Source organism: Aromatoleum sp. (assembly GCF_035254505.1).
Lineage (GTDB): Bacteria > Pseudomonadota > Gammaproteobacteria > Burkholderiales > Rhodocyclaceae > Aromatoleum.
This window is the reverse complement of sequence record NZ_DATFAO010000096.1, coordinates 108,471-133,709: the sequence shown is the minus strand read 5'-3', so window position 1 is coordinate 133,709 and position 25,239 is coordinate 108,471. Positions and strand designations below refer to the sequence as shown.

Annotated in this window: 22 protein-coding genes; 16 read left to right on the top strand and 6 right to left on the bottom strand. The window is 65.4% G+C overall.

Annotated features, from left to right (window positions below; genetic code table 11):
* Positions 1–32 precede the first annotated feature (32 nt).
* The 12 genes from VJ673_RS21385 (at position 33) to VJ673_RS21330 (ending at position 14,507) form a co-directional block, all read left to right on the top strand.
* Positions 33–2,396, top strand: a complete 2,364-nt coding sequence (locus VJ673_RS21385; protein WP_324128193.1) for an efflux RND transporter permease subunit — start codon at positions 33–35, stop codon at positions 2,394–2,396.
* Positions 2,397–2,408: 12 nt separating this feature from the next.
* Positions 2,409–3,377 (top strand): WD40/YVTN/BNR-like repeat-containing protein, encoded by a 969-nt coding sequence (locus tag VJ673_RS21380; RefSeq protein ID WP_324128192.1) that lies wholly within the window; start codon positions 2,409–2,411, stop codon positions 3,375–3,377.
* A gap of 16 nt (positions 3,378–3,393) precedes the next feature.
* Positions 3,394–3,879: a tellurite resistance TerB family protein gene (locus tag VJ673_RS21375; protein WP_324128191.1), complete on the top strand. Its 486-nt coding sequence runs from the start codon at positions 3,394–3,396 to the stop codon at positions 3,877–3,879.
* 46 nt (positions 3,880–3,925) lie between these two features.
* Positions 3,926–5,428 carry an aldehyde dehydrogenase family protein gene (locus VJ673_RS21370; RefSeq protein WP_324128190.1) on the top strand — a complete coding sequence of 501 codons (1,503 nt, stop codon included), beginning with the start codon at positions 3,926–3,928 and terminating at the stop codon, positions 5,426–5,428.
* A gap of 60 nt (positions 5,429–5,488) precedes the next feature.
* Positions 5,489–7,087, top strand: coding sequence for a quinohemoprotein amine dehydrogenase subunit alpha (gene peaA / locus VJ673_RS21365; protein ID WP_324128189.1), 1,599 nt, complete (start codon positions 5,489–5,491; stop codon positions 7,085–7,087).
* Positions 7,088–7,098: 11 nt separating this feature from the next.
* Positions 7,099–8,526, top strand: a complete 1,428-nt coding sequence (gene peaB / locus VJ673_RS21360; protein ID WP_324128188.1) for a quinohemoprotein amine dehydrogenase maturation protein — start codon at positions 7,099–7,101, stop codon at positions 8,524–8,526.
* Positions 8,523–8,843, top strand: a complete 321-nt coding sequence (qhpC, locus tag VJ673_RS21355; RefSeq protein ID WP_324128187.1) for a quinohemoprotein amine dehydrogenase subunit gamma — start codon at positions 8,523–8,525, stop codon at positions 8,841–8,843. Before peaB ends, qhpC begins: the two co-directional genes overlap by 4 nt.
* A gap of 3 nt (positions 8,844–8,846) precedes the next feature.
* A complete protein-coding gene (gene peaD, locus VJ673_RS21350; RefSeq protein ID WP_324128186.1) occupies positions 8,847–9,935 on the top strand; it encodes a quinohemoprotein amine dehydrogenase subunit beta in 1,089 nt (362 codons plus the stop codon).
* A 229-nt stretch (positions 9,936–10,164) separates the two neighbouring features.
* Entirely contained in the window at positions 10,165–11,883 is a 1,719-nt protein-coding gene (locus tag VJ673_RS21345; RefSeq protein ID WP_324128185.1) for an ABC transporter ATP-binding protein, read from the top strand.
* The gene (gene qhpE, locus VJ673_RS21340) at positions 11,880–12,575 is read left to right on the top strand and encodes a subtilisin-like serine protease QhpE (RefSeq protein ID WP_324128184.1); all 696 of its coding nucleotides are present in this window, start codon (positions 11,880–11,882) and stop codon (positions 12,573–12,575) included. Before VJ673_RS21345 ends, qhpE begins: the two co-directional genes overlap by 4 nt.
* On the top strand, positions 12,572–13,468 hold the full coding sequence (locus VJ673_RS21335) for a hypothetical protein (protein WP_324128183.1): 897 nt from the start codon (positions 12,572–12,574) through the stop codon (positions 13,466–13,468). The genes qhpE and VJ673_RS21335 overlap by 4 nt, the downstream gene beginning before the upstream one ends.
* Before the next feature lies 1 nt (position 13,469).
* Positions 13,470–14,507: a U32 family peptidase gene (locus VJ673_RS21330; protein WP_324128182.1), complete on the top strand. Its 1,038-nt coding sequence runs from the start codon at positions 13,470–13,472 to the stop codon at positions 14,505–14,507.
* Between the two features lie 30 nt (positions 14,508–14,537).
* On the opposite strand, the gene VJ673_RS21325 is transcribed toward VJ673_RS21330, so the two are convergent.
* The 4 genes from VJ673_RS21325 to aspA all read right to left on the bottom strand — a co-directional run bounded on the left by VJ673_RS21325 (position 14,538) and on the right by aspA (position 20,125).
* Positions 14,538–15,128 (bottom strand): hypothetical protein, encoded by a 591-nt coding sequence (locus VJ673_RS21325; RefSeq protein WP_324128181.1) that lies wholly within the window; start codon positions 15,126–15,128, stop codon positions 14,538–14,540.
* A gap of 632 nt (positions 15,129–15,760) precedes the next feature.
* Positions 15,761–17,215 (bottom strand): cysteate racemase, encoded by a 1,455-nt coding sequence (cuyB, locus tag VJ673_RS21320; RefSeq protein ID WP_324128180.1) that lies wholly within the window; start codon positions 17,213–17,215, stop codon positions 15,761–15,763.
* 91 nt (positions 17,216–17,306) lie between these two features.
* Positions 17,307–18,632: a dicarboxylate/amino acid:cation symporter gene (locus VJ673_RS21315; protein WP_324128179.1), complete on the bottom strand. Its 1,326-nt coding sequence runs from the start codon at positions 18,630–18,632 to the stop codon at positions 17,307–17,309.
* 62 nt (positions 18,633–18,694) lie between these two features.
* Positions 18,695–20,125, bottom strand: a complete 1,431-nt coding sequence (gene aspA / locus VJ673_RS21310) for an aspartate ammonia-lyase (RefSeq protein ID WP_324128178.1) — start codon at positions 20,123–20,125, stop codon at positions 18,695–18,697.
* 137 nt (positions 20,126–20,262) lie between these two features.
* Here aspA and VJ673_RS21305 point away from each other — a divergent pair, with 137 nt between their 5' ends.
* Both VJ673_RS21305 and VJ673_RS21300 read left to right on the top strand, forming a co-directional pair.
* Positions 20,263–21,171, top strand: coding sequence for a LysR substrate-binding domain-containing protein (locus VJ673_RS21305; RefSeq protein WP_324128177.1), 909 nt, complete (start codon positions 20,263–20,265; stop codon positions 21,169–21,171).
* Between the two features lie 108 nt (positions 21,172–21,279).
* Entirely contained in the window at positions 21,280–21,510 is a 231-nt protein-coding gene (locus tag VJ673_RS21300; protein WP_324128176.1) for a hypothetical protein, read from the top strand.
* Positions 21,511–21,630: 120 nt separating this feature from the next.
* Here the strand turns inward: VJ673_RS21300 and fliD are convergent, their stop codons facing one another.
* Entirely contained in the window at positions 21,631–22,467 is an 837-nt protein-coding gene (gene fliD, locus VJ673_RS21295) for a flagellar filament capping protein FliD (protein ID WP_324128175.1), read from the bottom strand.
* A gap of 208 nt (positions 22,468–22,675) precedes the next feature.
* On the opposite strand from fliD, the gene VJ673_RS21290 reads away from it, so the two are divergent.
* Together VJ673_RS21290 and dbpA are read left to right on the top strand one after the other, a co-directional pair.
* A complete protein-coding gene (locus VJ673_RS21290; RefSeq protein ID WP_324128174.1) occupies positions 22,676–23,161 on the top strand; it encodes a hypothetical protein in 486 nt (161 codons plus the stop codon).
* Positions 23,158–24,615, top strand: a complete 1,458-nt coding sequence (gene dbpA / locus VJ673_RS21285) for an ATP-dependent RNA helicase DbpA (protein WP_324128173.1) — start codon at positions 23,158–23,160, stop codon at positions 24,613–24,615. Before VJ673_RS21290 ends, dbpA begins: the two co-directional genes overlap by 4 nt.
* A gap of 9 nt (positions 24,616–24,624) precedes the next feature.
* On the opposite strand, the gene VJ673_RS21280 is transcribed toward dbpA, so the two are convergent.
* Entirely contained in the window at positions 24,625–25,167 is a 543-nt protein-coding gene (locus VJ673_RS21280; protein ID WP_324128172.1) for a M48 metallopeptidase family protein, read from the bottom strand.
* Between the last annotated feature and the right edge of the window lie 72 nt (positions 25,168–25,239).

The following is a 25,239-nucleotide window of genomic DNA, read 5'->3' as shown; positions in this document are numbered from 1 at the left end:
TCGCGCGGCGGCCGGCCAACCGGATACCCAACATGATCGAGAAACTGGTGCTGACCCTGCAGCGGGTGTGCTTCCGGCATCGCCTGCTGATCCTGCTCGCGTTGCTGAGCTTCACTGCCGTGATGGCGGTGTTCGCCTCGCGCCTGCACATGAGTGCGGGCTTCGATAAACAATTGCCGCAGAACCACGAGTACGTCCAGACCTTCAACCAGTACCGCGAGGTGCTGTTCGGCGCGAACCGCATCATCGTGACGGTCGAGGCGAAGAACGGCGACATCTGGAACGAGAAGGCGCTGACGAAGCTGTACGACGTGACGCAGGCGCTGTTCTTCATGAAGGGCGTCGATCGGCGCACGGTGACGTCGCTGTGGACGCCGAACACGCGCGCCGTGCAGATCACCGAAGAAGGCATGAAGGCCGAGGACGTGATCGGCGGTGACGTGACGGTGAAGGCGCTGACGCCGGAGAACATCACGGCGATCCGCGAGCGCACGATCGTCGGCGGCTTCATCGGCAGCCTGGTCGCGAACGATTCGTCGTCGGCGATGGTGGTCGCGGAACTGGCCGACCCGGACCCGCAGACGGGCGAACGGCTGGATTACTCGGAGTTCAGCCAGCGGCTCGAGCGTGAGATCCGCGGTGCGTTCAGCGATGCCGACACGCGGGTGCGCATCATCGGCTTCGCGAAGCAGATGGGCGACATCTCGGAAGGTGCGACGAGCGTGATCGAGTTCTTCGCGCTGGCCTTCGTGCTGACGGCCGGGGCGGTGTACTGGTACACGCGTTCGATCGTGCTGACGCTGCTGCCGTTGTCGTGCTCGCTGGTGTCGGTGGTGTGGCAGTTCGGCACGATCACGCTGCTGGGCTTCGGTCTCGACCCGCTGGCGATCCTGGTGCCCTTCCTGGTGTTCGCGATCGGGGTGTCGCACGGCATCCAGCAGGTCAATTACATCGCGAAGGAAGTCATCAACGGCGCGGACGGCTATACGGCGGCGAGCCGTAGCTTCACCGGCCTGCTGGTACCGGGCACGCTCGCGCTGATCACGGCCTTCGTCGGCTTTGCGACGCTGGTGCTGGTGCCGATCCCGATGATCCGCGAGTTGGCGATCACGGCTTCGGTGGGTGTCGCGTACAAGATCGTGACGAACCTGATCATGCTGCCGGTGATGGCGAGCTACTTCCGCTTCGATGACCGCTTTGTCGAGCGGGCGAGCAAGGTCGAGGCGCTGAGGAATCGCATGATGGCGTCGCTCGGCGTGCATGTGGCAAGCCCGCGGAATGCGGCGATCGGGACGATCCTGTGCTTCGTGCTGCTGGCGCTGGCGGTATGGCAGAGCCAGGGGCGCCACGTCGGGCACGTGCTGCCGGGGGCACCTGAGCTGCACAACGATTCGCGCTACAACCAGGACGTCGAGGCGGTGGTTGCGCGCTACGCGCTGGGGCTGGACATGCTGACGGTGGTGGTCGAGTCGCCGGCGGATGGCTGCTATCGCCACGACATCATGACGCACGTCGATCGGCTGACCTGGTATCTCGCGAACGTACCGGGTGTGCTGTCGGCGCAGTCGCTGCCGAGCATGACGAAGCTCGCGGCCTCCGGCGTCAATGAAGGCAATCCGAAGTGGGCTGCGCTGCCTGCGGAGGAGCTGACGCTGGGTGAAGCCGTACGCCAGGTGCCGGAAGGGATGCGGCTCTTCAATGCGGACTGCACGGTGCTGCCGGTGAATCTGTATCTCGCCGACCACAAGGCTTCGACGATCAAGGAGGTCGTCGCCGCGGTGAAGCACTTCCGCGAGACTCAGCCCTTCGAGGGCGTGACGGTTCGACTCGCGAGCGGCAACGCGGGCGTACAGGCGGCGACGAACGAGGTGGTCGAGCATTCGGAGCTGCCGATGATGCTCTACGTGTATGCAACGATCCTCGTGCTGGTGTTCGCGGTGTATCGCGACTGGCGCGCGATGGTCGCGTGCTGCCTGCCGCTGACGCTGGCGACCTTCCTGGGCTACTGGTTCATGAAGGCGCTGGATATCGGCCTGACGGTCGCGACGCTGCCGGTGATGGTGCTGGCGGTCGGGATCGGCGTCGATTACGCCTTCTACATCTACAACCGGCTGCAAATGCACCTCGCGCACGGCGAGGACATCGTGACCGCCTTCAAGCAGGCGCTGCGCGAGATCGGTGTGGCGACCGTCTTCACTGCGGTGACGCTGTCGGTGGGGGTGGCGACCTGGTCGTTCTCGGCGCTGAAGTTCCAGGCCGACATGGGGATGCTGCTGACCTTCATGTTCATGGTGAACATGATCATGGCGATCACGCTGCTGCCGGCGCTCGCGATCACGATCGACATGCTGATCCCGCGCCGCGGCCCGGTCCGCGTGCCGCTGATGGCGCATTGAGAGGAGAGGGCGATGAAAGGGAAAACTTGTATCCGCCCGCTGATACTCGGCGCAGTGATGTGCGGCGCGGTGCTCGCGATGGCGGCGACGAGCGAGGCCTCGCGCCAGCCCCTCCCGGCCATGACGGCACGACTCGCGGCGAAGGTGCCGGTGACGGGGGTGGCGCGCGCCGGCAATGCGCTGGTGGCGGTGGGCGACTACGGCACGATCGTGCGCTCGACTGACGACGGCAAGACCTGGAAGCAGGCGGCGGTGCCCGTGAGCACGCTGCTGACGGCCGTGCATTTCGTCGATGACACGCACGGCTGGGCGGTCGGCCATGGCGGTGTGGTGCTGGCGAGCAGTGATGGCGGTGCCAACTGGCAGCAGCAGGGGACGGTCGACGGCAACCCGGTGCTGCTGTCGGTGTTCTTCAGCGACGTCCAGCGGGGCTACGTCACCGGCGCCTACGGGGCCGCGATGGTGACCACCGACGGTGGCCAGAGCTGGCGGCCGATGAAGGTCGGCAGCGGCCATGACGGCGACCTGCACCTCAACCAGATCTTCGGCACGCGCGACGGGAAGCTCTTCGTCGCGGCCGAATCCGGGGGTGCCTTCCGCTCCACCGACCGCGGCGCGACCTGGACGAAGCTCGAGACGGGCGTGTCGGGTTCGCTGTGGAGTGGTCTCGAAGGCAAGGATGGCGAGGTGCTGCTGTTGGGAATGAGCGGCAGGGTGATTGTGAGCCGAGACGGCGGGCAGAGCTGGCATCCGCTCGCGACCGGGACAGAGCAGTCGCTGACCTCGGCGGTGGCGCAACCCGATGGCGGTTTGGTCATCGTCGGTGCGGGTGGGGTGGTGTTGCGAGGCAAGAGCGGATCGCCGCTCGCGCTGGAGATCCGGCAGGACCGGCAGAACCTGGCGGCGGTCGCGACGAGCGCCGCGGGGGCGACCGTAGTGGCCGGGCAACTGGGTGTCGAGCGCCTGGACGGCGCGCATTGAGCGGGGAGACCGACGCATGCTGAAGAAACTCGTGGCGCTGCTGGCAGGGGAGATGCACGCCGAGGCGATGGAGACGGGCCCGTTCGAACGGCGCCAGATCGCAGTCGCGGCCTTGTTGCTGGAGGCGATGTACGTCGATCACCGCGCGACCGACGCGGAACACGCGGCGGTGATCCGGCTGTTGCGCGAGCACTTCCGTCTGCCCGAGCAGATGGCGCAGGAACTCGTCGCCGTGGCCGAGGAACGCTTCGCGGAGGTGCTCGACGACTGGGAATTCGCCGAAGCCGTGCGCGCGGGCTTCGATGCAGAAGAACGCCAGGAGGTGCTGGCGATGCTGTGGGAAGTGGCCTACGTCGATGGCGACCTCGCCCGGCTCGAGGACAGGCTGATAAACCGCCTCACGGAACAGCTGGAGCTGACGGCCGACGCCGCCGATGCGGCGCGGGCCGAGGCGGTCGCGCGCGTGGATCTGTTGCGCGACAGCGCGCGGGTCGGCGAATGAGCGGCCGATTCAACAAACAAGACCAACCAACAACGGAGACAGATTGATGGAACGTTACAACGGACGACTGCTGAGCGAAGGAACGCGTCGCTTCCTCGCGCGGCAGCAGCGCATGCTGATCGGCGGCGAGTGGGTCGAGGCGGCGAGCGGCGAGACACTTGCCGTGATCGATCCGGCCTGTGGCGAGAAATTCGCTTCGGTGCCGGCGGGCGGAGCGGCGGATATTGACCGCGCCGTTGCTGCCGCGCGCCGCGCCTTCGAGTCCGGCGACTGGGCGAAGATGCGCCCGGTGGATCGCGAGCGCCTGCTGCTGAAGTTCGCCGACCTTGTCGAGGCGAACGCGCAGGAGCTGGCCGAGATCGAGTCGCTCGACAACGGCAAGCCGGTGACGATGGCGCGTCACGTCGATGTCGCGCTGGTGATCGACTTCCTGCGCTACATGGCGGGCTGGGCGACCAAGATCGAAGGCTCGACGATGGACGTGTCGGTGCCGATCATCCGCGACCGCGAGTTCTTCGGCTTCACGCGGCGTGAGCCGGTCGGCGTGGTCGGCGCAATCATCCCGTGGAACTTCCCGCTGCTGATGGCCGCGTGGAAGGTTGCGCCAGCGCTCGCGACGGGCTGCACGATGGTGCTGAAGCCGGCCGAGGAGACGCCACTCTCGGCGCTGCGTTTTGCGGAACTCGCGTTGGAAGCGGGTTATCCGGCGGGCGTGCTGAACGTCGTGACCGGCCTCGGCCATACGGCGGGCGCAGCGCTCGCGTCCCACAAGGGCATCGAGAAGGTCGCCTTCACGGGCTCGACCGAGATCGGGAAGCTCGTCGGCAAGGCGGCGCTCGACAACATGACGCGCGTGTCGCTGGAGCTTGGCGGCAAGAGTCCGGTGATCGTGCTCGACGACGCGGATGTCACTGCTGCCGCGGCCGGCGCCGCCCAGGCGATCTTCTTCAACCAGGGCCAGGTGTGCACCGCCGGTTCGCGCCTCTTCGTGCATAAGAGCCGCTTCGACGAGGTGGTCGAGGGGCTGGCGGGGATCGCTGCGAGCATGAAACTCGGTGCAGGCATCGACCCCACGACGCAGATCGGGCCGCTGGTGTCGGCGACGCAGCAGAAGCGCGTGCTCGGCTATATCGAGAGCGGCTTCGCCGAAGGTGCGCGCGCGGCGACCGGGGGCGCAGCGGGCGTGGGCGCCGGTTACTTCGTGAAGCCGACCGTGCTCGTCGATACGACCGACGACATGAAGGTCGTGCGCGAGGAGATCTTCGGCCCGGTCGTCGTCGCGATGCCCTACGACGATCTCGACGAGGTTGCTCGCCGCGCGAACGACACGCCTTACGGTCTGGCCGCGAGCATCTGGTCGAACGACCTGTCGCGCGTGCATCGTCTGATCCCAAAGATCCAGGCCGGAACGGTGTGGGTGAACTGCCACAACATCCTCGACAACGCGATGCCTTTCGGCGGCTTCAAACAGTCCGGCATCGGTCGCGAGATGGGACGCGCGGTGCTCGATCTGTACACCGAATCCAAGTCCGTAATCATGGCTCTGTGAGGCTCCTGCGCCGCCCAGTGGCAATCGACGAGGCGGCGCAACTGGAAAGTGGAGACAGAAGTGAAGGCTGAGACCAAGAACAAGCATTTGCCCATCGTCCGTGCCGTGGCAATGGCCGTCGGGATGGCCGGTGGAATGGCTGCGCACGCGGCCGCTGATCCGGGGCGCGAGGTTATCGACAAGAAGTGCGCGAGCTGTCACCTCGAAGCGGGCAAGCTGACGCGCATCCCCGAGATTCGCAAGTCGCCCGAGGGCTGGGACATGACGGTCGCGCGGATGGGCATCTGGCACAAGGTGGACCTGACTCCCGACGAGCGGCGCGCGGTTGTGAAGTACCTTGCGGATCGCCAAGGGCTGGCACCGTCGGAGAGTGCCGCATTCCGTTTCCTGATGGAGCGCCGGCCGAACATGCAGGACACGCCTCCGAGCGAGGAATTCGCGCAGATGTGCGGGCGCTGCCACAGCTTCGGCCGTGTCGCCCTGCAGCGGCGCGATGAAGGCGAATGGCTCAAGCTCATGCACACCCATCTTGGCCAGTTCCCGAGCGCTGAATATTCTGCGCTGGGACGCGACCGTAACTGGTGGGAGATTGCGCGCGACCAGCTCCCGTCCAAGCTCGCGGCCCTTTATCCGAAGAACACCGATGCATGGCGGACGTGGAGCGGGGCGAAGCATCGCCCGGCCGATGGACGCTGGGTCGTCGCGGGCGAGCGTCCCGGCTGGGGCGCCTACACCGGCACGATGACCGCGGTGCCGAAGGGCAATGACAAGTACGAAGTCAGCTACGAGCTGCACTTCGGGCCGGGCAACACGGTGCGCGGCCATGGCGATGCGGTGATCTACACCGGCTACGAATGGCGCGGTTCGGCCAAGCTTGGCAACGAAGACACGCGCTCGGTGTTCGCGATGAGCGAGGATGGTTCCCGCATCTCCGGCCGCTGGTTCCTGAAGAATGCCGAGGAGATGGGTGCGACCTTCGACGCGGTCCGGTCCGAGAAGGCGGCGAAGAACGCCGTCGTCGCGGTGAGCCCGAAGATGCTGCGGGCGGGCGAGACGGCAACCGTGACGGTCGCCGGCGCGGGGCTAGATCCCAAGGTCGATCTCGGGCCGGGCGTCGAAGTCGTCGAGTGGCTCGGCAAATCGGCCGACGCGCTGAAGCTGCGCGTGAAGGTCGCGGCCGACGCGCCGCAGGGCCTGCACAAGGTCGTGGTCGGGGGGCGCGAGTCGGGGCAAACGCTGGCGGTGTATCGCCAGATCGACTCGGTACGCGTCGAACCCGCCTTCGGCATCGCTCGTCTCGGCGGCGGCACGAATCCGCCGGTGTCCGCGCAGTTCGATGCCGTCGCCTTCCTCAACGGAGCGGACGGCAAGCCCGGCACCGATGACGACGTGCGCCTCGGCAGCGTGCCCGCCGCGTGGTCGGCCGAACCGTTCGATGAGCGCGCGAAGCACGACGAGGACCTCAGGCACGCCGGCCACCTTGAGCCGCACGGCCAGTTCGTCCCGGCCTTCGCGGGCCCGAACCCGAATCGCCGTGGCCTCAATAACGTCGGCAACCTGTCGATCATGGCGAGCGTTGCGGACGGCGATCGCACGCTCGATGCGAAAGGCCAACTGGTCGTGACTGTCCAGCGCTGGAACCCGACGCCGCTGCGCTGAGGAGAGACAAAATGGCAACGCTGCAAATCCAACCCCACAACTACCGCGCGATCCGCCGCGGCGATCGGCAGGTGCTGTTGCACGTGCCGACGACCTCGATCTTCGAGCTCGACCCGGCAGCGGCCGACCTGCTCGGGCTGTTCGAGACGAGCCCGGCGGTCAGCCCGGACGACATCCAGAGCCGCTTCGACGGCCGCTACACCCCCGCCGAGCTGTGCGACAGCCTCAGCGACTTCATCGACCTCGGCATCGTCGCGCCGCAACCGAAGCACTACGAGATCCCGGCGCGCGTCGTCGAGCGCTCGCCGCTGAAGACGCTGGTGCTGACGCTGACGACCGGCTGCAATCTCGGCTGCAGCTACTGCTACCGCGAGGACCTCACGTCGCCGAAGAACTCCTCGGTGATGGACTTCCAGACCGGCTCGCGCTCGATCGACCTCTTGATGGAAGAGGCGAGCGAGAACGAGCGCGTCGGCATCGTCTTCTTCGGCGGTGAGCCGCTGACGCGCATCGCCGTGATCCGAGACCTCGTCGAGTACGCCGAGGAGAAGGCCGCCGCGGTCGGCAAGGACGTCGAGTTCTCGCTGACCACGAACGCGACGCTGCTCACCGACGAGGTCATCGACTTCCTCGATGCGCATCGCTTTGGCATCACAGTCAGCATCGACGGCGACCAGGCGCAGCACGACCGCCATCGCCGCACGATCGCCGGCGGCGGCACCTACAAGACGGTGGCGATGCGTGTGAAGCGGCTGCTGGAAAAGTACAAGTCGAAGCCCGTCGGTGCGCGCGTCACGCTGGCGAGCGGCAACCTCGACGTCGCCGGCATCTACAAGCACCTGCACGACGAGCTGGGCTTCTTCGAAGTCGGTTTCGCGCCCGCGACGGCCGGCCCGGATTCGCCGGTCGGCTTGAGCCGCGAGGAACTCGACATCGTCTTCGAGGCCTTCAAGGCGCTCGGCCGCGAGTACATCAGCGAAGCCAAGCGCGGCCGCCGCCACGGCTTCGGCAACATGCAGCAGCTGATGACGGACCTGTGGATGGGTACGCGCAAGGTCCTGCCCTGTGGCGCGGGCGTCGGCCTGCTGGCGGTCGGCACGAGCGGCAAGATTTCGCTGTGCCACCGCTTCACGGGTTCCGAGCTGGAAACCTTCGGCGATGTCGAAAACGGCATCGCGCGCGAGTCGCTATCGCAGTTCATGACTCGCGCCCAGGCGCCGCATGGTGCCTGCCAAGTCTGCCCCGCACGCAGCCTGTGCGCTGGCGGGTGCTACCACGAATCCTATTCGCGGAGCGGCGATCCCTTCCAGCCGACCTTCGAATACTGCGACCAGATCCGCGAATGGACGGCCTTCGGCCTCGAAGCCTTCGGCGAGATCGCGCTGGCCAATCCGGCGTTCTTCAACGCCGCCCTCGAACAAAGGAGTGCCCTGCAATGAAACGACTGCGAGCCCTGAACCACAAGGCGCACCTGATCGAACAGGCGGCCACCGACGGCCACCGCGAGGAAGTGCAACTGATGAGCAGCGTCGTCGGCTGCACGACCACTTTCGACCCCGGCTGGGAAGTCGACGCCTTCGGCGGCCTGGCGAGCCTGTGCCAGCCGATGGAGGCGGATCTCTACGGTTGCACCGACCCGTGCTGGTGGCCCGCGCAACTCGCCGACAGCCTCAACTCGGCGCGCGATTGGACCGACGGCAAGAACTCGGCCCTGCGCGACTGGCGCGAGCTGCAGACGCTTTTCCCGGGAGACTGAGCGATGAGGAAGCTGCCCATCAAGAAGACGCTCGTTGCCCTGTGCTGCGTGGCTGCGTCGCTGCCTGCGTTCGCCAAGGAATACCTCCTGACGGTCACGCGCCCGAACAACCTGCACGTCATCGATCCCGAAAAACGCGAAGTGATCCGCACGATCGTGCTGCCCGGCGACGGCATTCCCGGTGCGATCAACGTGCCGAAGGACGGCAAGATCGCCTACGTGCTCACGAACCGCATGGAAAGCGTCGTCGGCGTCGACCTCGACACCGGCAAGCCGGTGTTCCGGGCCGATTTCTCGACGCCGCAACGGCGCGTGAAAGGTTTCTTTGCCGTGGCGGTCAGCGAGGACGGCAAGGAGCTCTACGTGCATCAGGCGCCGGTCCAGCTCGGGCGCTCCGAGTACAAGGTCGAGGACACGTACATCGCGGTGTTCGACACCGCCGATGGCATGCATGCGAAGCCTCACCGCACTTTCCCGGCGCCGCGCCGCATCAGCCTGCTGGCGCCGACGGGGAATCCGGACCATCTGATTGCCCTCGGTTGGGACATGTACCTCTTTAACACGAAGACCGGCAAGATCGAGAAGACTTTCCCTATCCGCCATTGGGAACGTCCCGGCATCGGCGAACCGGACGTGCTCGCGATGTGGGGGACCTACGAGCAGGCGCGGATGTTGTCGACGCCGTACTTCGTGGCGAAGACCGACGTCGCGCCCGATTCACCCGAAGCCTTCAAGGCGGGTATCGCAGTCTTCGATCTCGACGCCGAGACGCTGAAGGTCAAGGAGTTCGAGAACGCACAGACGGTGATGTTCTCGTCGGTGATCAATCCGGCGGCGCGCAACGAGGCCTTCCTCGTGATGAACCAGCTGAGCAAGGTCGACACCGACTCGGGCAAGCTGCTGAAGCGCGTCGATCTCGAGCAGACCTTCTATGCGGTCAATATCTCCGGGGACGGCAAGGACGTGTACATCGGCGGTGCGCTCGATAAGGTCGCGATCCACGATGCGGCGACGCTGGAGAAGAAGGGCGAGATTCGCCTGCCTGGCGGTGCAGACCAGTCGATAGGCTGGATGCGGGTCGTCAACCGTTGAGGCGCTTGCGGGATCGACATGCACCGTTTGTGCCTTGAACCCGCCCCCGTCGGGAGGTGTTCCGCGCCTCGTCGGCGTGGGGCGGACTCCTCGGCGCGAAACACCTCCCGCCGGGGGCTGTGGCGTTCAGGGCTGACAGCGCGTGCCGAGGGCGACGGATGTAGGGCGGAAAAGCGAGGCGTCTTCCGTTCATCCTTCCCACGGGCCTTACACTAGGGAGACACGGACAATGATCAGGCTGGACGAGAAGCGTTCGCTGCCTTGGCAGGCTCTCGCCTGGGCTTTGCCGATCGTGCGCGAACGCGCGGCAACGGTCATTGGCGTCGTCTTCCTGTCCTGCATCGGCTCCGCGGCGGCGCTGCTGCCGCCCTACCTGACGCAGCGTCTCGTCGACGAGGGCATTGTTGGCGGCAAGGTCGATCTGGTCCTGCAACTCTGTGTGGCCTTCCTCGCCCTGATGCTCGCAGGCGTCGTTGTCGAGACGGTATCGCGTCTTGCGTATCTGAAGCTCTCCGCCCACGTGCTCTTCGGCCTGCGCGAGGAGGTCTATCGCCACCTGCAGACCTTGGCGCCGACTTACTACGCCCGCACGCGCGGTGGCGAGATCCTGTCGCGGCTCGACGGCGATGTCGCCGAGGTACAGCGCTTCGCGATCGATGCTCCGATGGCGCTGCTCAACGGGGCGTTCTCGCTCGTCGTCGCGATGGCGCTGATGCTGTCCCTCAGTCCGATGCTGACGGCAGTCGTGTTTGCGCTCGTGCCGCTTCAGGTTGCGGCGCTGATGTTCACGCGGCCTTGGCTGGAAAGGAGTACGCAGGACCTGCGCCGGCAGAGCGCCGCGATGTCGAGCTTCTTTGTCGAATCGCTGCGCGCGATGAAGTTCATCCAGGCCACCAATGCCGCGAAGCGTCAGGAAGCGGGCCTGCGCGCCCATCATGGCGACTACTTTGCAGCGCTGCGCCGTTCGCAACTCGCGTCGCTCGGCGCCGGCGGCATGCAGCGCATCCTATCAGGGTTCGGCGTACTGCTCGTGTTCGCGGTTGGCGGCTCGATGGCGGCCGAAGGCGGAATGTCGGTCGGCGTCGTCGTCGCCTTCATTGCCTACACGACGCGCGCCGCCGGTCCCCTGCAGACGCTCGCCGGGGTTTTCATGGGATGGCAGCGCGCGAAGGTCAGCCTGAAGCGGATCCAGGAGCTCGCGGCCGAACGGCCCACGGTCACGTCTCCGTCGCACCCCGTCGCGCTGGCCGAGCCAATGCGCGGCGAGCTTCGGCTCGATGCCGTGCGCTTCGGATACGGCGACCAGATCGTGCTCGACGGCGCGTCGCTCGAAGTGGCGGCAGGCAGCAAGATTGCGCTCGTCGGCGCGTCCGGCGCGGGCAAATCGACCCTGATCGACCTGCTGCAACGCCATTACGACCCGGTAGCCGGTCGGCTGCTGTTCGACGGCGTGCAGCTCGATCTCCTCGATCTCGTCGAACTGCGCCGTCGCGTCGTCGTCGTCGATCAGGATCCGGTGCTGATGCCGGGCAGCATCCGCGACAACCTACGCTTCGTCGCGCCCGACGCGGACGAGGCTGCACTGCAGCGGGCGCTGATGCTCGCCGGTCTCGCGAAGTACGCGCACGGCGACGGCCTCGCGAAGCCCGTTGGCGCGTCAGCTTCCGCCTTGTCCCGCGGCGAGCGTCTGCGCATTGCACTTGCCCGCGCGATCCTGCAGGACCCGGCGGTGCTGATTCTCGACGAGACGACCTCCGGGCTCGATCTACCGGTCGCGCAGGAGATCATCGCAGCCGTCGACCGCGTCTTCGCGGGCCGTACCCGTATCGTCATCACGCACAACCTCGCGTCCGTCGGCCAACTCGACCGCATTGTCGAGCTGCGCGGCGGAAGTCTCGTCGAGCACGTTCCAGTGCGTGCGGCTGCGCCATTGCTGAGGGCGGTATGAGCGTGATGGTCGGCATCGTCGATGGCGGTTTCGAAAGCGTCCCGGCCACGGCGCTCCACGACGTGGCGCGCTTTGTCGCGGACGGGGAGGGCAGCATGCGGCGCGAGTCCCCGTCCGGTCGCACGCTACCGCACGGCGAAGCGGTCGCAGCGCTCGTACTCGCCGCAGAACCCGGCGCGCGGCTCATCGACGCCCGCATCGCATCTCCCGGCCACCCACCGACGCCGCGCATCGTCGCGGCTGCGATCGACTGGTGCGTCAGCGAGGGCGCACGGGTCATCAACCTGAGCCTCGGCCTTCTGGAAGACCGTGCGGTACTGCGCGACGCGTGCGAGCACGCGATCTCGCGCGGCGTCGTGCTCGTCGCCGCAGCCCCCGCGCGAGGCTCTCCGGTCTTCCCTGCCGCTTACCCCGGGGTGCAGTCGGTGAGCGGCGACGCGCGCTGTGCGAGCGGGCAGTGGTCGCTCCTGAAGGGCGAAACCGCCGGTGGGGCGCTATACGGCTGCTGCCCCGCCGGCCCAGACGAGGCGCGTGGGGGCGCAAGCATGGCAAGCGCGCGCTTTACCGGCATCGTCGCCCGGCTGCTCGCGCAATTTCCCTGCGCCGGTGGGAACGGGCTCGCGGAATATCTCGCCGCTTGCGCCAACTGGCGCGGACGGGAATACAAAGGCATCGCGGAGACCGCTTCATGAATCACGCACACACCGTCCAAGACAAGACGGCGGGCCCGATCGAGCTCGGCTTCGCACTCGTCGATGAACGCGAACTCGCAAGCTTCGCCCGCCACGATCGCCTCACTCGGGACGACTACCTCGACCGCCTCGGCGATGCGCGCGACTGCGTCCAGCTGCCCGATGACGCCGAACCCACGCACTTCTTCCTCGGCAGCGAGTTCTGCGAGCATCTGCTGCCAAGCGTCGAAGCCATCGACCGCGCCGTCGCCCTGTGCGAGCGCTGGGACCTCAGCTTCGGCCTCGTCACGCCGATCGCCTGCGACGGCCTCTTTGACCCGCTGCGCGCCGCACTCGCCCGGCTGCCCGCCGGCAGCGAAGTCACCGTCAACGACTGGGGTGTTGCGCGCCTCGTGCAGCGCGAATTCCCCGATCTGCGCCCGGTCGCCGGGCGGCTGCTCGGCAAGATGCTGAAAGACCCGCGCCTGCCGTCCGCGACCTGGGCGCGCCTGTACCCGAACGGCCTGCGCGCCGGCCCCTTCCGCGCCATCCTCGACGGCCTCGGCATCGGTCGCCTCGAACTCGACTTCCCACCCTTCGGTGCGGCCGACATGTACGCCGGCATCGACTTCCCGGTCGGCGTGCGTGCACCCCACGGCTACGTCGCGAAGGGCCGTATCTGCAAGCTGGGTTCGCTGGCCGTCGACACGCCGGAAAAATTCTCGCCCGGACACCAATGTCGTCGCGAATGCCTCGGCTTCTCCGAAGTCGGCGCGCGGCCCGGCACGAACGAACTCCACACCTCGCAGCGCGGCAACACGATGTACTACCGCCACGCGACGGGGATGGCCGCCGCGGTCGCCGAGGCGGTAAGGAATGGCTGGGTCAATCGCATCGTCCTTTCGGGAGTCTGAGATGAAGATCACCGCCCCCATCAGCACCCCGGCAGAAGTCGAACCGCTCGTCCGCGCCGGCGCGCGCGAACTCTACTGCGGCGTCGTGCCGCCCGACTGGATCCAGCGCTTCAACACCTCGGGCGTCAATCGCCGTCTGTTCGGTAACCTCAACGGGTACGCCGATCTCGAAAGCGTCGTCGAAAAGGCCAGCGCGCTCGACGCCGACGTCTTTCTCGTCCTTAACGCGCAGCAATACGGCGAACAGCATCTCGATGCGCTGACCGGGATCGCCGCCCGCTTTCGTAGCATCGGCGGCAAGGCCGCAATCGTCGCAGACATCTCCCTGATCGCGTCGCTCGCCGCCCACGTGCCCGATCTCGATATCCACGTTAGTTCCGTTGCAACCTGCCGCAACGTCGAGTCGGCACGTTTCTTCGCCTCCCTCGGCGCGAAGCGCATCGTCCTGCCACGCGACGTCACGGTCGCCGAGATCGCGACGATCGCAAAGGCGCTTCCGGATCTCGACATCGAAGCCTTCGTCCTCAACGACGGCTGCGTGTTCGAAGAGGGCACTTGCCACACCGTCCATCTGCCGATGAACAAGGGCGGCCCGATCTGCATCGACAATTACCAGTTCGAATATCGAGCGACCGGCGGCGGCAAGCCCGCGGAGCGCGCGCTGCGGCGTCTCGAACAGAACGACCTCGATTACAAGCGCTGGCTCTGGTACCGCTTCGGCAACGGCTTCTCGCTCTCGCCGAACGGTTATCCCTGGGGGCCTTGCGGCGTCTGCGCCATGCCGGCGATGCATACGGCAGGCGTGCATTCGGTGAAGATCGCGGGCCGCGAGGGCGCGAGCGAACGTAAGATCAAGAGCGTCGAACTCGTCGCGCAGGTCCTGCAGCGGATCGAGGCGGGTGAGGCCGAGCAGGAGATCCGGGAGTTTGCGACAGGCCTGCGCGGCGCGCCCGGCCACTGCGCGAGCGGCTACATGTGCTACTACCCCGAGATGCGGAGCCGCGCCGCGGTCTCGGAGATTACGCCGGCGGCAGCGTAGCGGGCGACAGGGAGATCGCTTCTGCCGCCTTCAGCGGGCAGCGCTCACGCGCAGCATTGCGCTTCCGACGGCCCGCTGGCGCTGCGATGTGCTGTTCATCAGCCGATTCTTCGAGATCCACAGAAACTGACTGGTCCCTTCCCCGTCGGCGAGCTCGGTCGTGGTGAGAACGCCGTTCGCGAGCGTCCAGCCGATCAGTTGAGGGGCATCCGAACCGTCCCTTTCGATGGGCCGCGGCGAACCGTACTTTTCCTTCGCGAACGCGAGAAGCTCCGCATAGCCCTTCCTGGTGGTATCGATCTTGATCTGGGCGAGATGACCATTTTGGAAGAAGAACACGACGAACCATGCGTCCGCCCCATTCACGGTCCGCATGTCTGCATAGCAGGACCGGTCGCCCAATCGCGAAGACTCCGAGCCGCAGTTCCAGCGGATGTCGCCGTACTTGGCCTGCAGGCCGAGCTCAGTCAGATTGCCGGGCACCTGATCGAACTCGATCCGCATCTCGTTCCAGACCTTGACGCTTGCGATCAGCCGGTTTGCCGGCGTGTAGTCATGCCCGGTCTTGATCAGGAAGACGAGGCCGGCGAGCAGGACGAGCAGAAGCAGTACTTTCTTCATAAGGAGAGGGGCGAGCAACAGCGGGGATCAGCGACCCGGTTCGTGTCCGGTATGCTCCGATAATTTTAATGGTATATCAATACGGCATCAGCAGTAATTGCCGAACCAGAAGTTCGATGCTGTTCAAATGGCATGGCGATGCGCCGGAAGCGTGCGGAATCCCGTGGGGAACGGGATGCGGGCGGCAAAAAGAAGAGGCCCGAGTGCGTATGACGCGACCCGGGCCAAACCCACGCTGAAAGAGGAGACGATTCAATCTTAGACCCTCAATCGGCCGCTGTGGGCGATCCTCACCCGAGTTTGTGCTATTTAACAAATGGATGCATTTGCGCCGATCTGCGGCGCACCCGACGGGGCCAGGCACGAGAAGACGACGTCTTTCGTCGTCACAAAAGAAAGAGCCCGAGCGTTTGACGGCTCGGGCTAAATCCACACCAAAGGAGGAGGGTGGAGGAGACGGTTCAAATCATATCGGACGACCTTGTGCGACGCAATAAAGTTGTTCTACAAATTTTTCTATTCGACGATCAGATTTACGAATAACCCCGTATTCCAGGCGATACTAAGAGGGTCTTCTAAAAGACTTTCGCGTTTGCAGTGCACCATTTTGCCTGTATGCGACCGTTTCATGCTCAATTGCGACCACTCAGCGCGACGCATCTCTTCGCGAGAATCTCCGTCGGGTCGAGGACCGCGACCGTTCTTCCTTGCACGGCATAAGTCTGGTCTGCCGCAAGCAGCAGCGGCAGTTCGGTGCAACCCAGGATGATGACCTCCGCCCCGCGCTCCGCCAGCGATGCGAGTGCCCGCTGCAACTCATCGACGCACTCGCCCTCGGTGAAACCGGCCTTCGCGCCTTTCGGGCCATAGACAGCGTTCATCACCAGAGCCTGATGCTCGTCATCCGGCACGAGCAGTCGCAGGCCGGCCTTCTCGGCGGCATCACGATAGACGCCGCTCTCAAGTGTTCCGCTCGTTGCGAGCAAGCCCACAAGCGCGTCCTCGCCAAAATTCCGCAGGATGTGCCCGACTGTCTCGTCGAGCATGTTCACGACCGGGATCGACAGGTAAGGCTGGATGCGTTCGACGAAGGCGTGGGCCGTGTTGCAGGGGATCGCGATGAGGTCGGCGTCCGCCGCTTCAAGCTTCTTGCACGTCGAGTAGAGCGCGACGGTCGGGTCCGGCCCGTCGCCGACAAGATGTTCGGTGCGGTCGGGGATCTGCGGATTCTGTTCGACGACGAGCTTCACGTGTTCCTGGTCTCGCCGCGCCGCCGTGTTACGGACGATCTTGGAGACGAAGTCGACCGTCGCTGCCGGCCCGACGCCGCCGACGATGCCGATCTTGAACGGCCTCGCCTCCGGCAGGGCGTGATCGGCGACGGCGTGGTGCGCATAGATCTGGTTGGTGTCGAGGATCGGGATGCCGCGCTCGCACAGCGTATCGATGACGATCGGGATTTCGGCGAAGCCCGGCACGATGAGCTCCGCGCCCTGAGCGAGGAGGTCACGGCAGGCCTCGGCGAGTCGCTCGACCGCGGAACCCTGCAATTGGCCTGCCTTGATGCCGTCCGCGCCGTAGATCGCACCCATCACGCAATGGCGCTGTAGCGCGGGATGCGGGTAGCGCAGGTCCCACTCAGGAGCCGGAAAGGGGCGCTCGAAGAGGCCTTCTTCGCGAACCAGATCCGACGTCAGGATGCCGAGCCGCCGCGCACCGGGATGGCGGCGTTGCAGGTGATTGCGCAGCGCGTCGAGGATATTGACGATCGGCAGCCGGACTTCGGCTTGCAGTTCGTCGATGAAGGTGTGGCTCAGGAAGCAGGGCAGGATCACCGCATCGACGCCGCGCGCCTCGAACTGCCGGATCATATCGAAGACGTAGAGCTTGCGGCCGTTGTGGGACGCCGACCGGTCGCCGGGGCGGGCGTCCTCGCGGAACGGATGCTGCTCGAAGATCAGGTCGGCCTGCTCCTGGCCGCTGCCCCCCGGCATCGCCTTCACGAGCTTGAAGAAGACGTCGGCCGCGCCCAGCGCGCCCAGACCGCCGACGATGCCAAAACGGCGGATGCTGCGCTTATCCTGCATCGGGATTCTCCGGTTCTCCGAACGAAAAACGCCGCCGGGCGAGCCCTGCGAGGCCCGACGCGGCGGCGTCCGTGGGGAAAGATCGTCGCGATCAGGCCTTGATGCCTTCGGCGGCCGTCGCCTGCGAAGCGAAGACGGGTTCGACGCTGGCCTCGGCTTCATCCGCCTCGTCCGCATCGAGCACGGTCGGCCCGAGCTTGCCTTCCCACTTCGCGATCGCCGCGGTCGCGAGGCTGTTGCCGATCACGTTGGTCGCGGTGCGCCCCATGTCGAGGAAGACATCAATGCCCATGATCAACAGAAGGCCCGCTTCCGGCAGCTTGAACATCGGCAGCGTCGCGGCAACCACCACCAGCGAAGCGCGCGACACGCCCGCCATGCCCTTGCTGCTCACCATCAGCACCAGCAGCATCGACAGCTGGGTCATGAAGGACATCTCGATGCCATACACCTGGGCGATGAAGAGGATCGCGAAAGCCTGGTAGATCATCGAGCCGTCGAGGTTGAAGGCATAGCCCATCGGCAGCACGAAGCCGGTGACCTCGTCCTTGACGCCGAACTTCTCGAGCTGCTCCATCGTCTTCGGGTAGGCCGCTTCGCTGCTCGCGGTCGAGAAGGCAATGATCGTCGGTTCCTTCACGAGGCCGAGCAGCGTGAACACGCGCTTCTTCAGCACCACGTAGCCCGCGGCGATCAACACCAGCCACAGCGAAGCGAGGCCGAGATAGAAGCTGCCGATCAGCGCTGCGTAGGTCGACAACACGCCAAGGCCCTGCACCGTGATCGCCGCGGCGACGGCCGCGAAGACGCCGACCGGCGCGAACTTCATCACGTAGTCGGTGATCCGGATCATCACGTGCACCAGTTCTTCGATCGTCGTCACCATCGCCTTGCCGGTCGCGTCCTTCAGCGAACTCAGCGCGAAGCCGAAGAAGAGCGAGAACACGACGATCTGCAGCACCGAGTTGCCCGACATCGCCTCGAAGATGCTCTTCGGGAAGACGTTGACGATGAAGTCCTTGAAGTTGAGCGCCGAGGTCTTCAAGTTGGTCGCGGCGCCCGCCTCGGGTAGCGGCAGGTTCATGCTTTGCCCGGGATGCAGGACGTTCGCCCAGAAGAGGCCGAGCAGCAGCGACACGAAGGACGCCGTGACGAACCACGCCATCGCCTTCAGGCCGATGCGGCCGACCGCTTTCGTATCGCCGAGGCTCGCGATGCCCGACACGAGGGTCGCGAACACGAGCGGCGCAATGATCATCTTCACCATGCGCAGGAAGATGTCCGCGAGCGCCGAGAAGTAGCTCGCGGTTTCCTTCGCCGCCGCGGCGTCCGGCGCCGTCGTGTTGCAGATGTAGCCGACAACGATCCCGAGCACGAGGCTGATGAAGATCCAGGTGGTGAGTTTATTGAATTTCAATTTGAGTCTCCTCGACACGACCCCTTTGGGGGTGATTGGCGTTTTCTTAGGTCGATGGGCGATCAGGCAAGGCCGACCAGCGGGCGCGGCTGCGTCAGCACTTCGGGCTTGAGGATTTCGTCGAGCTGCTCCTTCGTCAGCAGGCCCTTGGCGAGCACGAGCTCATACACGCTGTGACCGCCGACGAGCGCCTGCTGCGCGATCTCGGTCGCGTTGGCGTAGCCGATGTAGGGGTTCAGCGCGGTGACGAGGCCAATCGAGTTCTCGACGCTCTTGCGCAGGAATTCGCGATTGACGGTGATGCCCTTCACGCAACGCTCGGCGAGCGTCAGGCAGCCGGCACGCAGGTGGGTCGCGCTCTTGAACAGGCTGTGCGCGATGATCGGCTCGAAGGCGTTCAACTGCAGCTGGCCGGCTTCAGCGGCGAAGCTGATCGTCATGTCGTTGCCGATCACTTCGAACGCGATCTGGTTCACGACTTCCGGGATCACCGGATTGACCTTGCCCGGCATGATCGACGAGCCGGCCTGCATCGCCGGCAGGTTGATCTCGGCCAGGCCCGCACGGGGGCCGGAAGACAGCAGGCGCAGGTCGTTGCAGACCTTGGAGAGCTTGACCGCCACGCGCTTCAGCACACCCGACAGTTGCACGAAGCTGCCGCAATCCTGCGTCGCCTCGACGAGATTGGGCGCGGTCAGCACCGGGATGCCGGTGATCTCGGCGAGGTTGCGGCAGACCATACCCGCGTAATCCGGGTGGGCGTTGATGCCGGTGCCGATCGCGGTCGCGCCGAGGTTGATCTCGCGGATCAGCAGCACGGCTTCCTTCAGGCGCTCGATGTCCTCGCCGAGCATCACGACGTAGGTCGAGAACTCCTGGCCGACCGTCATCGGCACCGCGTCCTGCAGCTGGGTGCGGCCCATCTTCAGCACGTCGGCGAACTCGACCGCCTTCTCGTGGAAGGCATTGCGTAGCACTTCCATCGCCTCGATCAGCTGGAAGATGCCCTCGTAGCCCGCGAGCTTCAACGCGGTCGGATACACGTCGTTGGTGCTCTGGCTCATGTTGACGTGCTCGTTCGGGTGCAGGCGGGCGTAGTCGCCCTTTTCAAAGCCGAGTAGTTCCAGCGCCCGGTTCGCGATCACCTCGTTGGCGTTCATGTTGGTCGAGGTGCCGGCGCCGCCCTGGATCACGTCGACGACGAACTGCTCGTGCAGCGCGCCGGCGCGGACTTCCTCGCAGGCGCGGACGATCGCTTCGGTGCGTTCGGCGTCGAGCATGCCGAGCTGCTGGTTCGTTAGCGCGGCGGCCTGCTTGATCGCGGCGAGCGCGCGGACGAGCTCGCGGTAGATCGAAATCGGCGTCCCGGTGATCGGGAAGTTCTCGACAGCGCGCAGCGTGTGGACGCCGTAATAGACATTGGCGGGCACGGCGCGATCGCCGAGGAGGTCGTGTTCGATGCGCTCGGCGGCGGGGGTGGCGGTGAAGGTCATTTTTGTTCCTGTCTCGTGGTGTGGGGTGGGGGTGAATGAATGCTACGGAGCCTCTTGCGATTCCGTGCTATGCCATGCAAAAAACGCATAAGATCCCCAAGAAAGCCGAATAGAGGCCAGACAGGAGTCGACCTGATATGCAAATCAAATGGATCGAGGATTTCCTCACATTGACCGACGCACGCGCCTTTTCGCGGGCCGCCGAGCGCCGCAACGTGTCGCAGCCGACCTTCAGTCGCCACATCCAGGCGCTCGAGGACTGGCTTGGCGTCGAGCTGATCGACCGCCGTTCGCAGGGCGTGCACCTCACCGCCGCCGGGCGGATCTTCCGAGGCTTCGCGGCCGACATCCTGCGTCGCACTTACGACATGCGTACGGTGCTGCGGGGGCAGTCGCCGGGCAACGTCGACACCGTGCGCTTTTCGGTCGCCCACACGCTGTCGCTGACCTTCTTCCCGCGCTGGCTCGGGCAGCTGAAGGAGGCGCTCGGCAACGTCGTCGCACGCGTCGGCGCCGTGAACGTGCCAGAAGGGGCGAGCGCGTTGATCGAGGGCGCGACCGACCTCGTGATCGCCTACCACCATCCGCAGCTGCCGATGCTGCTCGACCCGGTGCGCTTTCCCTATATCGCGCTCGCAACCGACCGCATGCTGCCGCTGTCTGCGCCCCGCGAGGACGGCCGCCCGCGCTACAAACTCCCGGGGCGGGCGGAGGCGGCTGTGCCTTTCCTCGCCTATTCCTCAGGCACCTATCTCGGTCACGTCGTCGAGATGATCCTGCTGGGTGCGAACGAGCGCTGTCATTTCGACCGCTCCTTCGACACGCACATGTCGGAGGCGCTGAAGGCGATGGTGCTCGAAGGACACGGCCTCGGCTGGCTGCCGGAGAGCTGCGTCGGGCGGGAGATCGCTGAGGGGCGCTTGGTCGCGGCCGGTCCCGCTCAGTGGACCTGTCCGCTCGAAGTGCGCCTGCATCGCGCCGCCGACAATAGCAACCCGATGGTCGAGCGGATCTGGACCCTGCTGAGTGCGCGAAGCGGCAGCTGAAAAGAAAAAGCCCGAGCGTTTGACGGCTCGGGCTAAATCCACACCAAAGGAGGAGGGTGGAGGAGACGGTTCAAATCATAACGAGCTCGCTTGTGCGACGCAATAAACTTGTACGACAAATTTTTTTATGGCCGAATTATTCGGGCGAATGGCCGCGATGGCGTCGAGGAGGGGGCAGAACGACGGGCAAAAAAGAAAAAGCCCGAGCGTTTGACGGCCCGGGCTAAATCCACACCAAAGGAGGAGGGTGGAGGAGACGTTTCAAATGATAGTGGTCAGACTTGTGCGACGCAACATGATCTACAGAAAAATGTTTTTATCAATCAATTAATCGATTAAATATTCAAGCGCCGCAAAGCATCTGGAGCCGAAAGAGTCCAGGTATCCGGATGTTGCGATGCGACGTCGCTCGCGCGTTCCATCTCTTTCGCATAGAGGATGGGCGCCGCCGCGCAGGCGTCACCCAAGTAATGACGAAACCAGCGTGAATTGGTTCATCGCCGACAACAACTGCGCCTGCGAACTCGTTGTGCCGTCACTCAGCGAAGCCAGCGCGAGCAGATTCGACGCGCCCGGCAGACCGGTTTGCGAGCCGTTGAAACCGAGCAGGCCGAGCGACTGCTGGGCAAGGTTGAAGCTCAGCAGGCTACCCAGCCGGGAACCACTGCTCGTGTCGCCTGTGAAGTCGGACGCCAGCGTGCCGAAGGATTGGACAGCGTTCGACAGCAGCGAAAAGCTGCCCGCCGGGTCGCTGTCGAAGGCCGATTTGAGCTTCGCGAGGTCGATGCTCGCGCGCCCGCCGAGACCGGGTAATGGAGAGGCTTGAAGTTGGATGCCGATATCGGCGAGGTGGGTGAGTGCGGAGTCGCCGTTGTCGAAGGCGCTCGCGAAGCGTTCGCTCAGTGCATTGCTGACCTGGGTGGTCTGAGACGAACCGGACAGGATGCCGAAAAGTCCCGATCCGGCATCGGTGCCGCCGAACGGGCTGATATCGGACTGGAGCCCATTGAAGGCGTCAACGAAACTCTGCGCTTCCGCGGCCAGACTGCCGAAATCCGTCCCAAAATTGCGGCCCAGACCGCTGTTGGTTGAACCCGGGTGCAGCGCCGACAGGCTGTCCTGGAAGGCAACGATCGATGACAGCAGGTGGCCGAGATCCGAGATCTGCACGAACGTGGAGCTGGATGTGAGCGACGTGAGCGCGGAGGCATTGTTCTGGGCCTGCGTCGCGCTGACGGGATTGATGCCGCCGAGCCCGAAGAGGTTGAGCGGCGAAATCAGAGGAGAGATGTTCATTGCGTCTACCGGGGAGCATGGTGCATCCATCGATGCAGCTTAGAACCCTGCCGCCGTCGGGAGGTTTCATCGTCGGCAGTGCACGTCCCCGGAGCGCAATATTGTGCGCCGCCACGCCGTATTGCCTCCGCCAGCGCTTACACTCTCAACCGCGCCGGCTCCACCCGGTCTCAAGTCTTTATTTTTTCGCGAGTTTCAAAGGGATTCGATGCACCCGGTTCACGATATTGACGCACTTCTTCTGCTCGCCATGGCGCTCGCTTCCAAGCGCAGGGCCGCGGAGCTTTTTGAAATCATGGCAGCGCTGGATCTGATCCACGGCGCCATTCCTTCCGAAGGCAAACTCGGTGAAGCGTTTCGGCGCCTCTCCGTGAATGGCCTGATCGACGAGGTGGACGGCCGCTTCACGCTCGGCCCGGGCGCACAGAAGATCGTCGCGGGACTGCCGAGGAAGGCCGATACCGCGGAGCGCATCTTCGGCGTCAAGGCGGAACTGTCGGCGCACGTCGCTCAGGGCGAAAAGGCCCCTTGCGTGCCGACAGTGGAGCAACTGAGTGCAGCCATCGCTGCGCACCGGGCTGCCGGGCAGGGCGCGGGGCAGAACCTGCTGATGCCCAAACCCAAGGTGGTAGAAACCGAACACAAGCGTCCCGGCCACTGGCGCAAACCCACCGGCGCCCGTCGGCGCGGATGAGGCGAAGCGTGAGCACGACTGAATCGACTCTGCCCCAATCGGCGACCGCCCCGCAGGCGGTGACCGACGTCGCCGCGCCGCCCTTCAGCGAACTGCCGCTGTCGCCGGCGCTGCAGGCCACGCTGCAGCAACTCGAATACCGCACGATGACGCCGATCCAGGCCGCGAGCCTGCCCTTGGCGCTTGCCGGCCACGACCTGATCGCGCAAGCCAAGACCGGCAGCGGCAAGACCGCGGCGTTTGCGCTGGCGCTGCTGACGAACCTCAACCCACGCCGCTTTGCCGTGCAAGCCATGGTGCTGTGCCCGACGCGCGAGCTCGCGGATCAGGTCACGCAGGAGATCCGCCGTCTTGCGCGGTCGGCCGACAACATCAAGATTCTCTCGCTGTGCGGCGGCACGACGATGCGGCCGCAGCGGGCGAGCCTGGAGCACGGCGCTCACATCGTCGTCGGCACGCCCGGCCGCATCATGGATCACCTCGATCGCGGCAGCCTCAGGCTCGACGCGCTCAACACCCTCGTGCTCGACGAAGCCGACCGGATGCTCGACATGGGCTTCTACGACGACATCGCCTTCGTCGCGCAGCAATGCCCCACCCGCCGCCAGACCCTGCTGTTCTCCGCGACCTACCCCGAGGGGATCGACAAGCTGGCGCAGCATTTCCTGCGTAATCCGAGGGAAGTGAAGCTGCTGGAGCAGCACGAAGGCAGCAAGATCCGCCAGCGCTTCTACGGGATCAAGCACGACGAGCGCCTGCAGGCCGTCGGCACGCTCCTCAAGCACTACCGCCCGGTCAGCACGCTCGCCTTCTGCAATACCAAGCAGCAGTGCCGCAGTCTCGTCGAGGTGCTGCGCGCCCAGGGCTTCCATGCGCTGACGCTCAATGGTGACCTGGAGCAGCGTGAACGCGATCAGGTGCTGATCCAGTTCGCCAACCGCAGCTGTTCGGTGCTGGTCGCGACCGACGTCGCAGCGCGCGGACTCGATATCGCGCAGCTCGAAGCCGTCATCAACGTCGACGTCACGCCGGACCCCGAAGTCCACGTCCACCGCATCGGCCGCACCGGCCGCGCGGACGAGGACGGCTGGGCGCTGACCCTATGCAGCCCCGCGGACAAGCGCCGCGTCGCGACGATCGCGCAGGCAACCGGCATCGATCCGGAGTGGCACGGACTCGGCTCGCTGCAGAGCGGAGACGATTCGCCGCTCGTGCCGCCGATGGTGACGCTGCAGATTCTGGGCGGGCGCAAGGACAAGATCCGCCCCGGCGACGTGCTCGGCGCGCTGACGGGCGAGGCCGGTTTTACGCGTGAGCAGGTCGGTAAGATCACGGTGACCGATCAGACCACCTACGTTGCAGTCGTGCGCGAGATCGCACGCGACGCGGTGCGCAAGCTCGGCGCCGGCAAGCTCAAAGGCAGGCCCGTGAAGGTGCGCGCGCTGGCGGACTGATACCGCCGGTCAGGACTTCGCGCCGTCGGTCGCCGCGGACCACAGCGGTCGACCGGTGGCATCCAGATGGCACAGGTAGGCGCGCAGATCGAACTCCAATTGGTGGTAATCCGGCTCCATATGGCGGCATAGCTGGTAGAAGGCCTTGTCGTGCTCGCGCTCGCGGATGTGGGCGAGCTCATGCACGACGATCATCCGCAGGAATTCGGGCGGCATCTCGCGAAACACGGCGGCGACGCGAATCTCGCATTTCGCCTTGAGCTTGCCCCCTTGCACGCGCGAGATGCGGGTGTGCGTGCCGAGCGCATGCTGGATCACGTGGATCTTGCTGTCGAAGGCGACCTTGTTGAGTTGCCCGGCATTGCGCAGATACGACCCCTTGATCTCCTGCACGTAGTCGTAGAGCGCGCGGTCGGTGCGGACCATGTGCGCCTGCGGGTACTTCCGCAGAAGCAGCTCGCCGAGCTTGTTCTGCTCGATCAGCTGCCGAACCTGTGCGGCGAGGGCGGGAGGATAGCCGGCAAGATAATCCGGCGGCGGTTTCGGGCGCATGGGCGGGCAGAATGTTCCAGATCACGGCATTTTACCGGCGATTCGGAGCGTGACTCGCAATCCTCGCCGCTC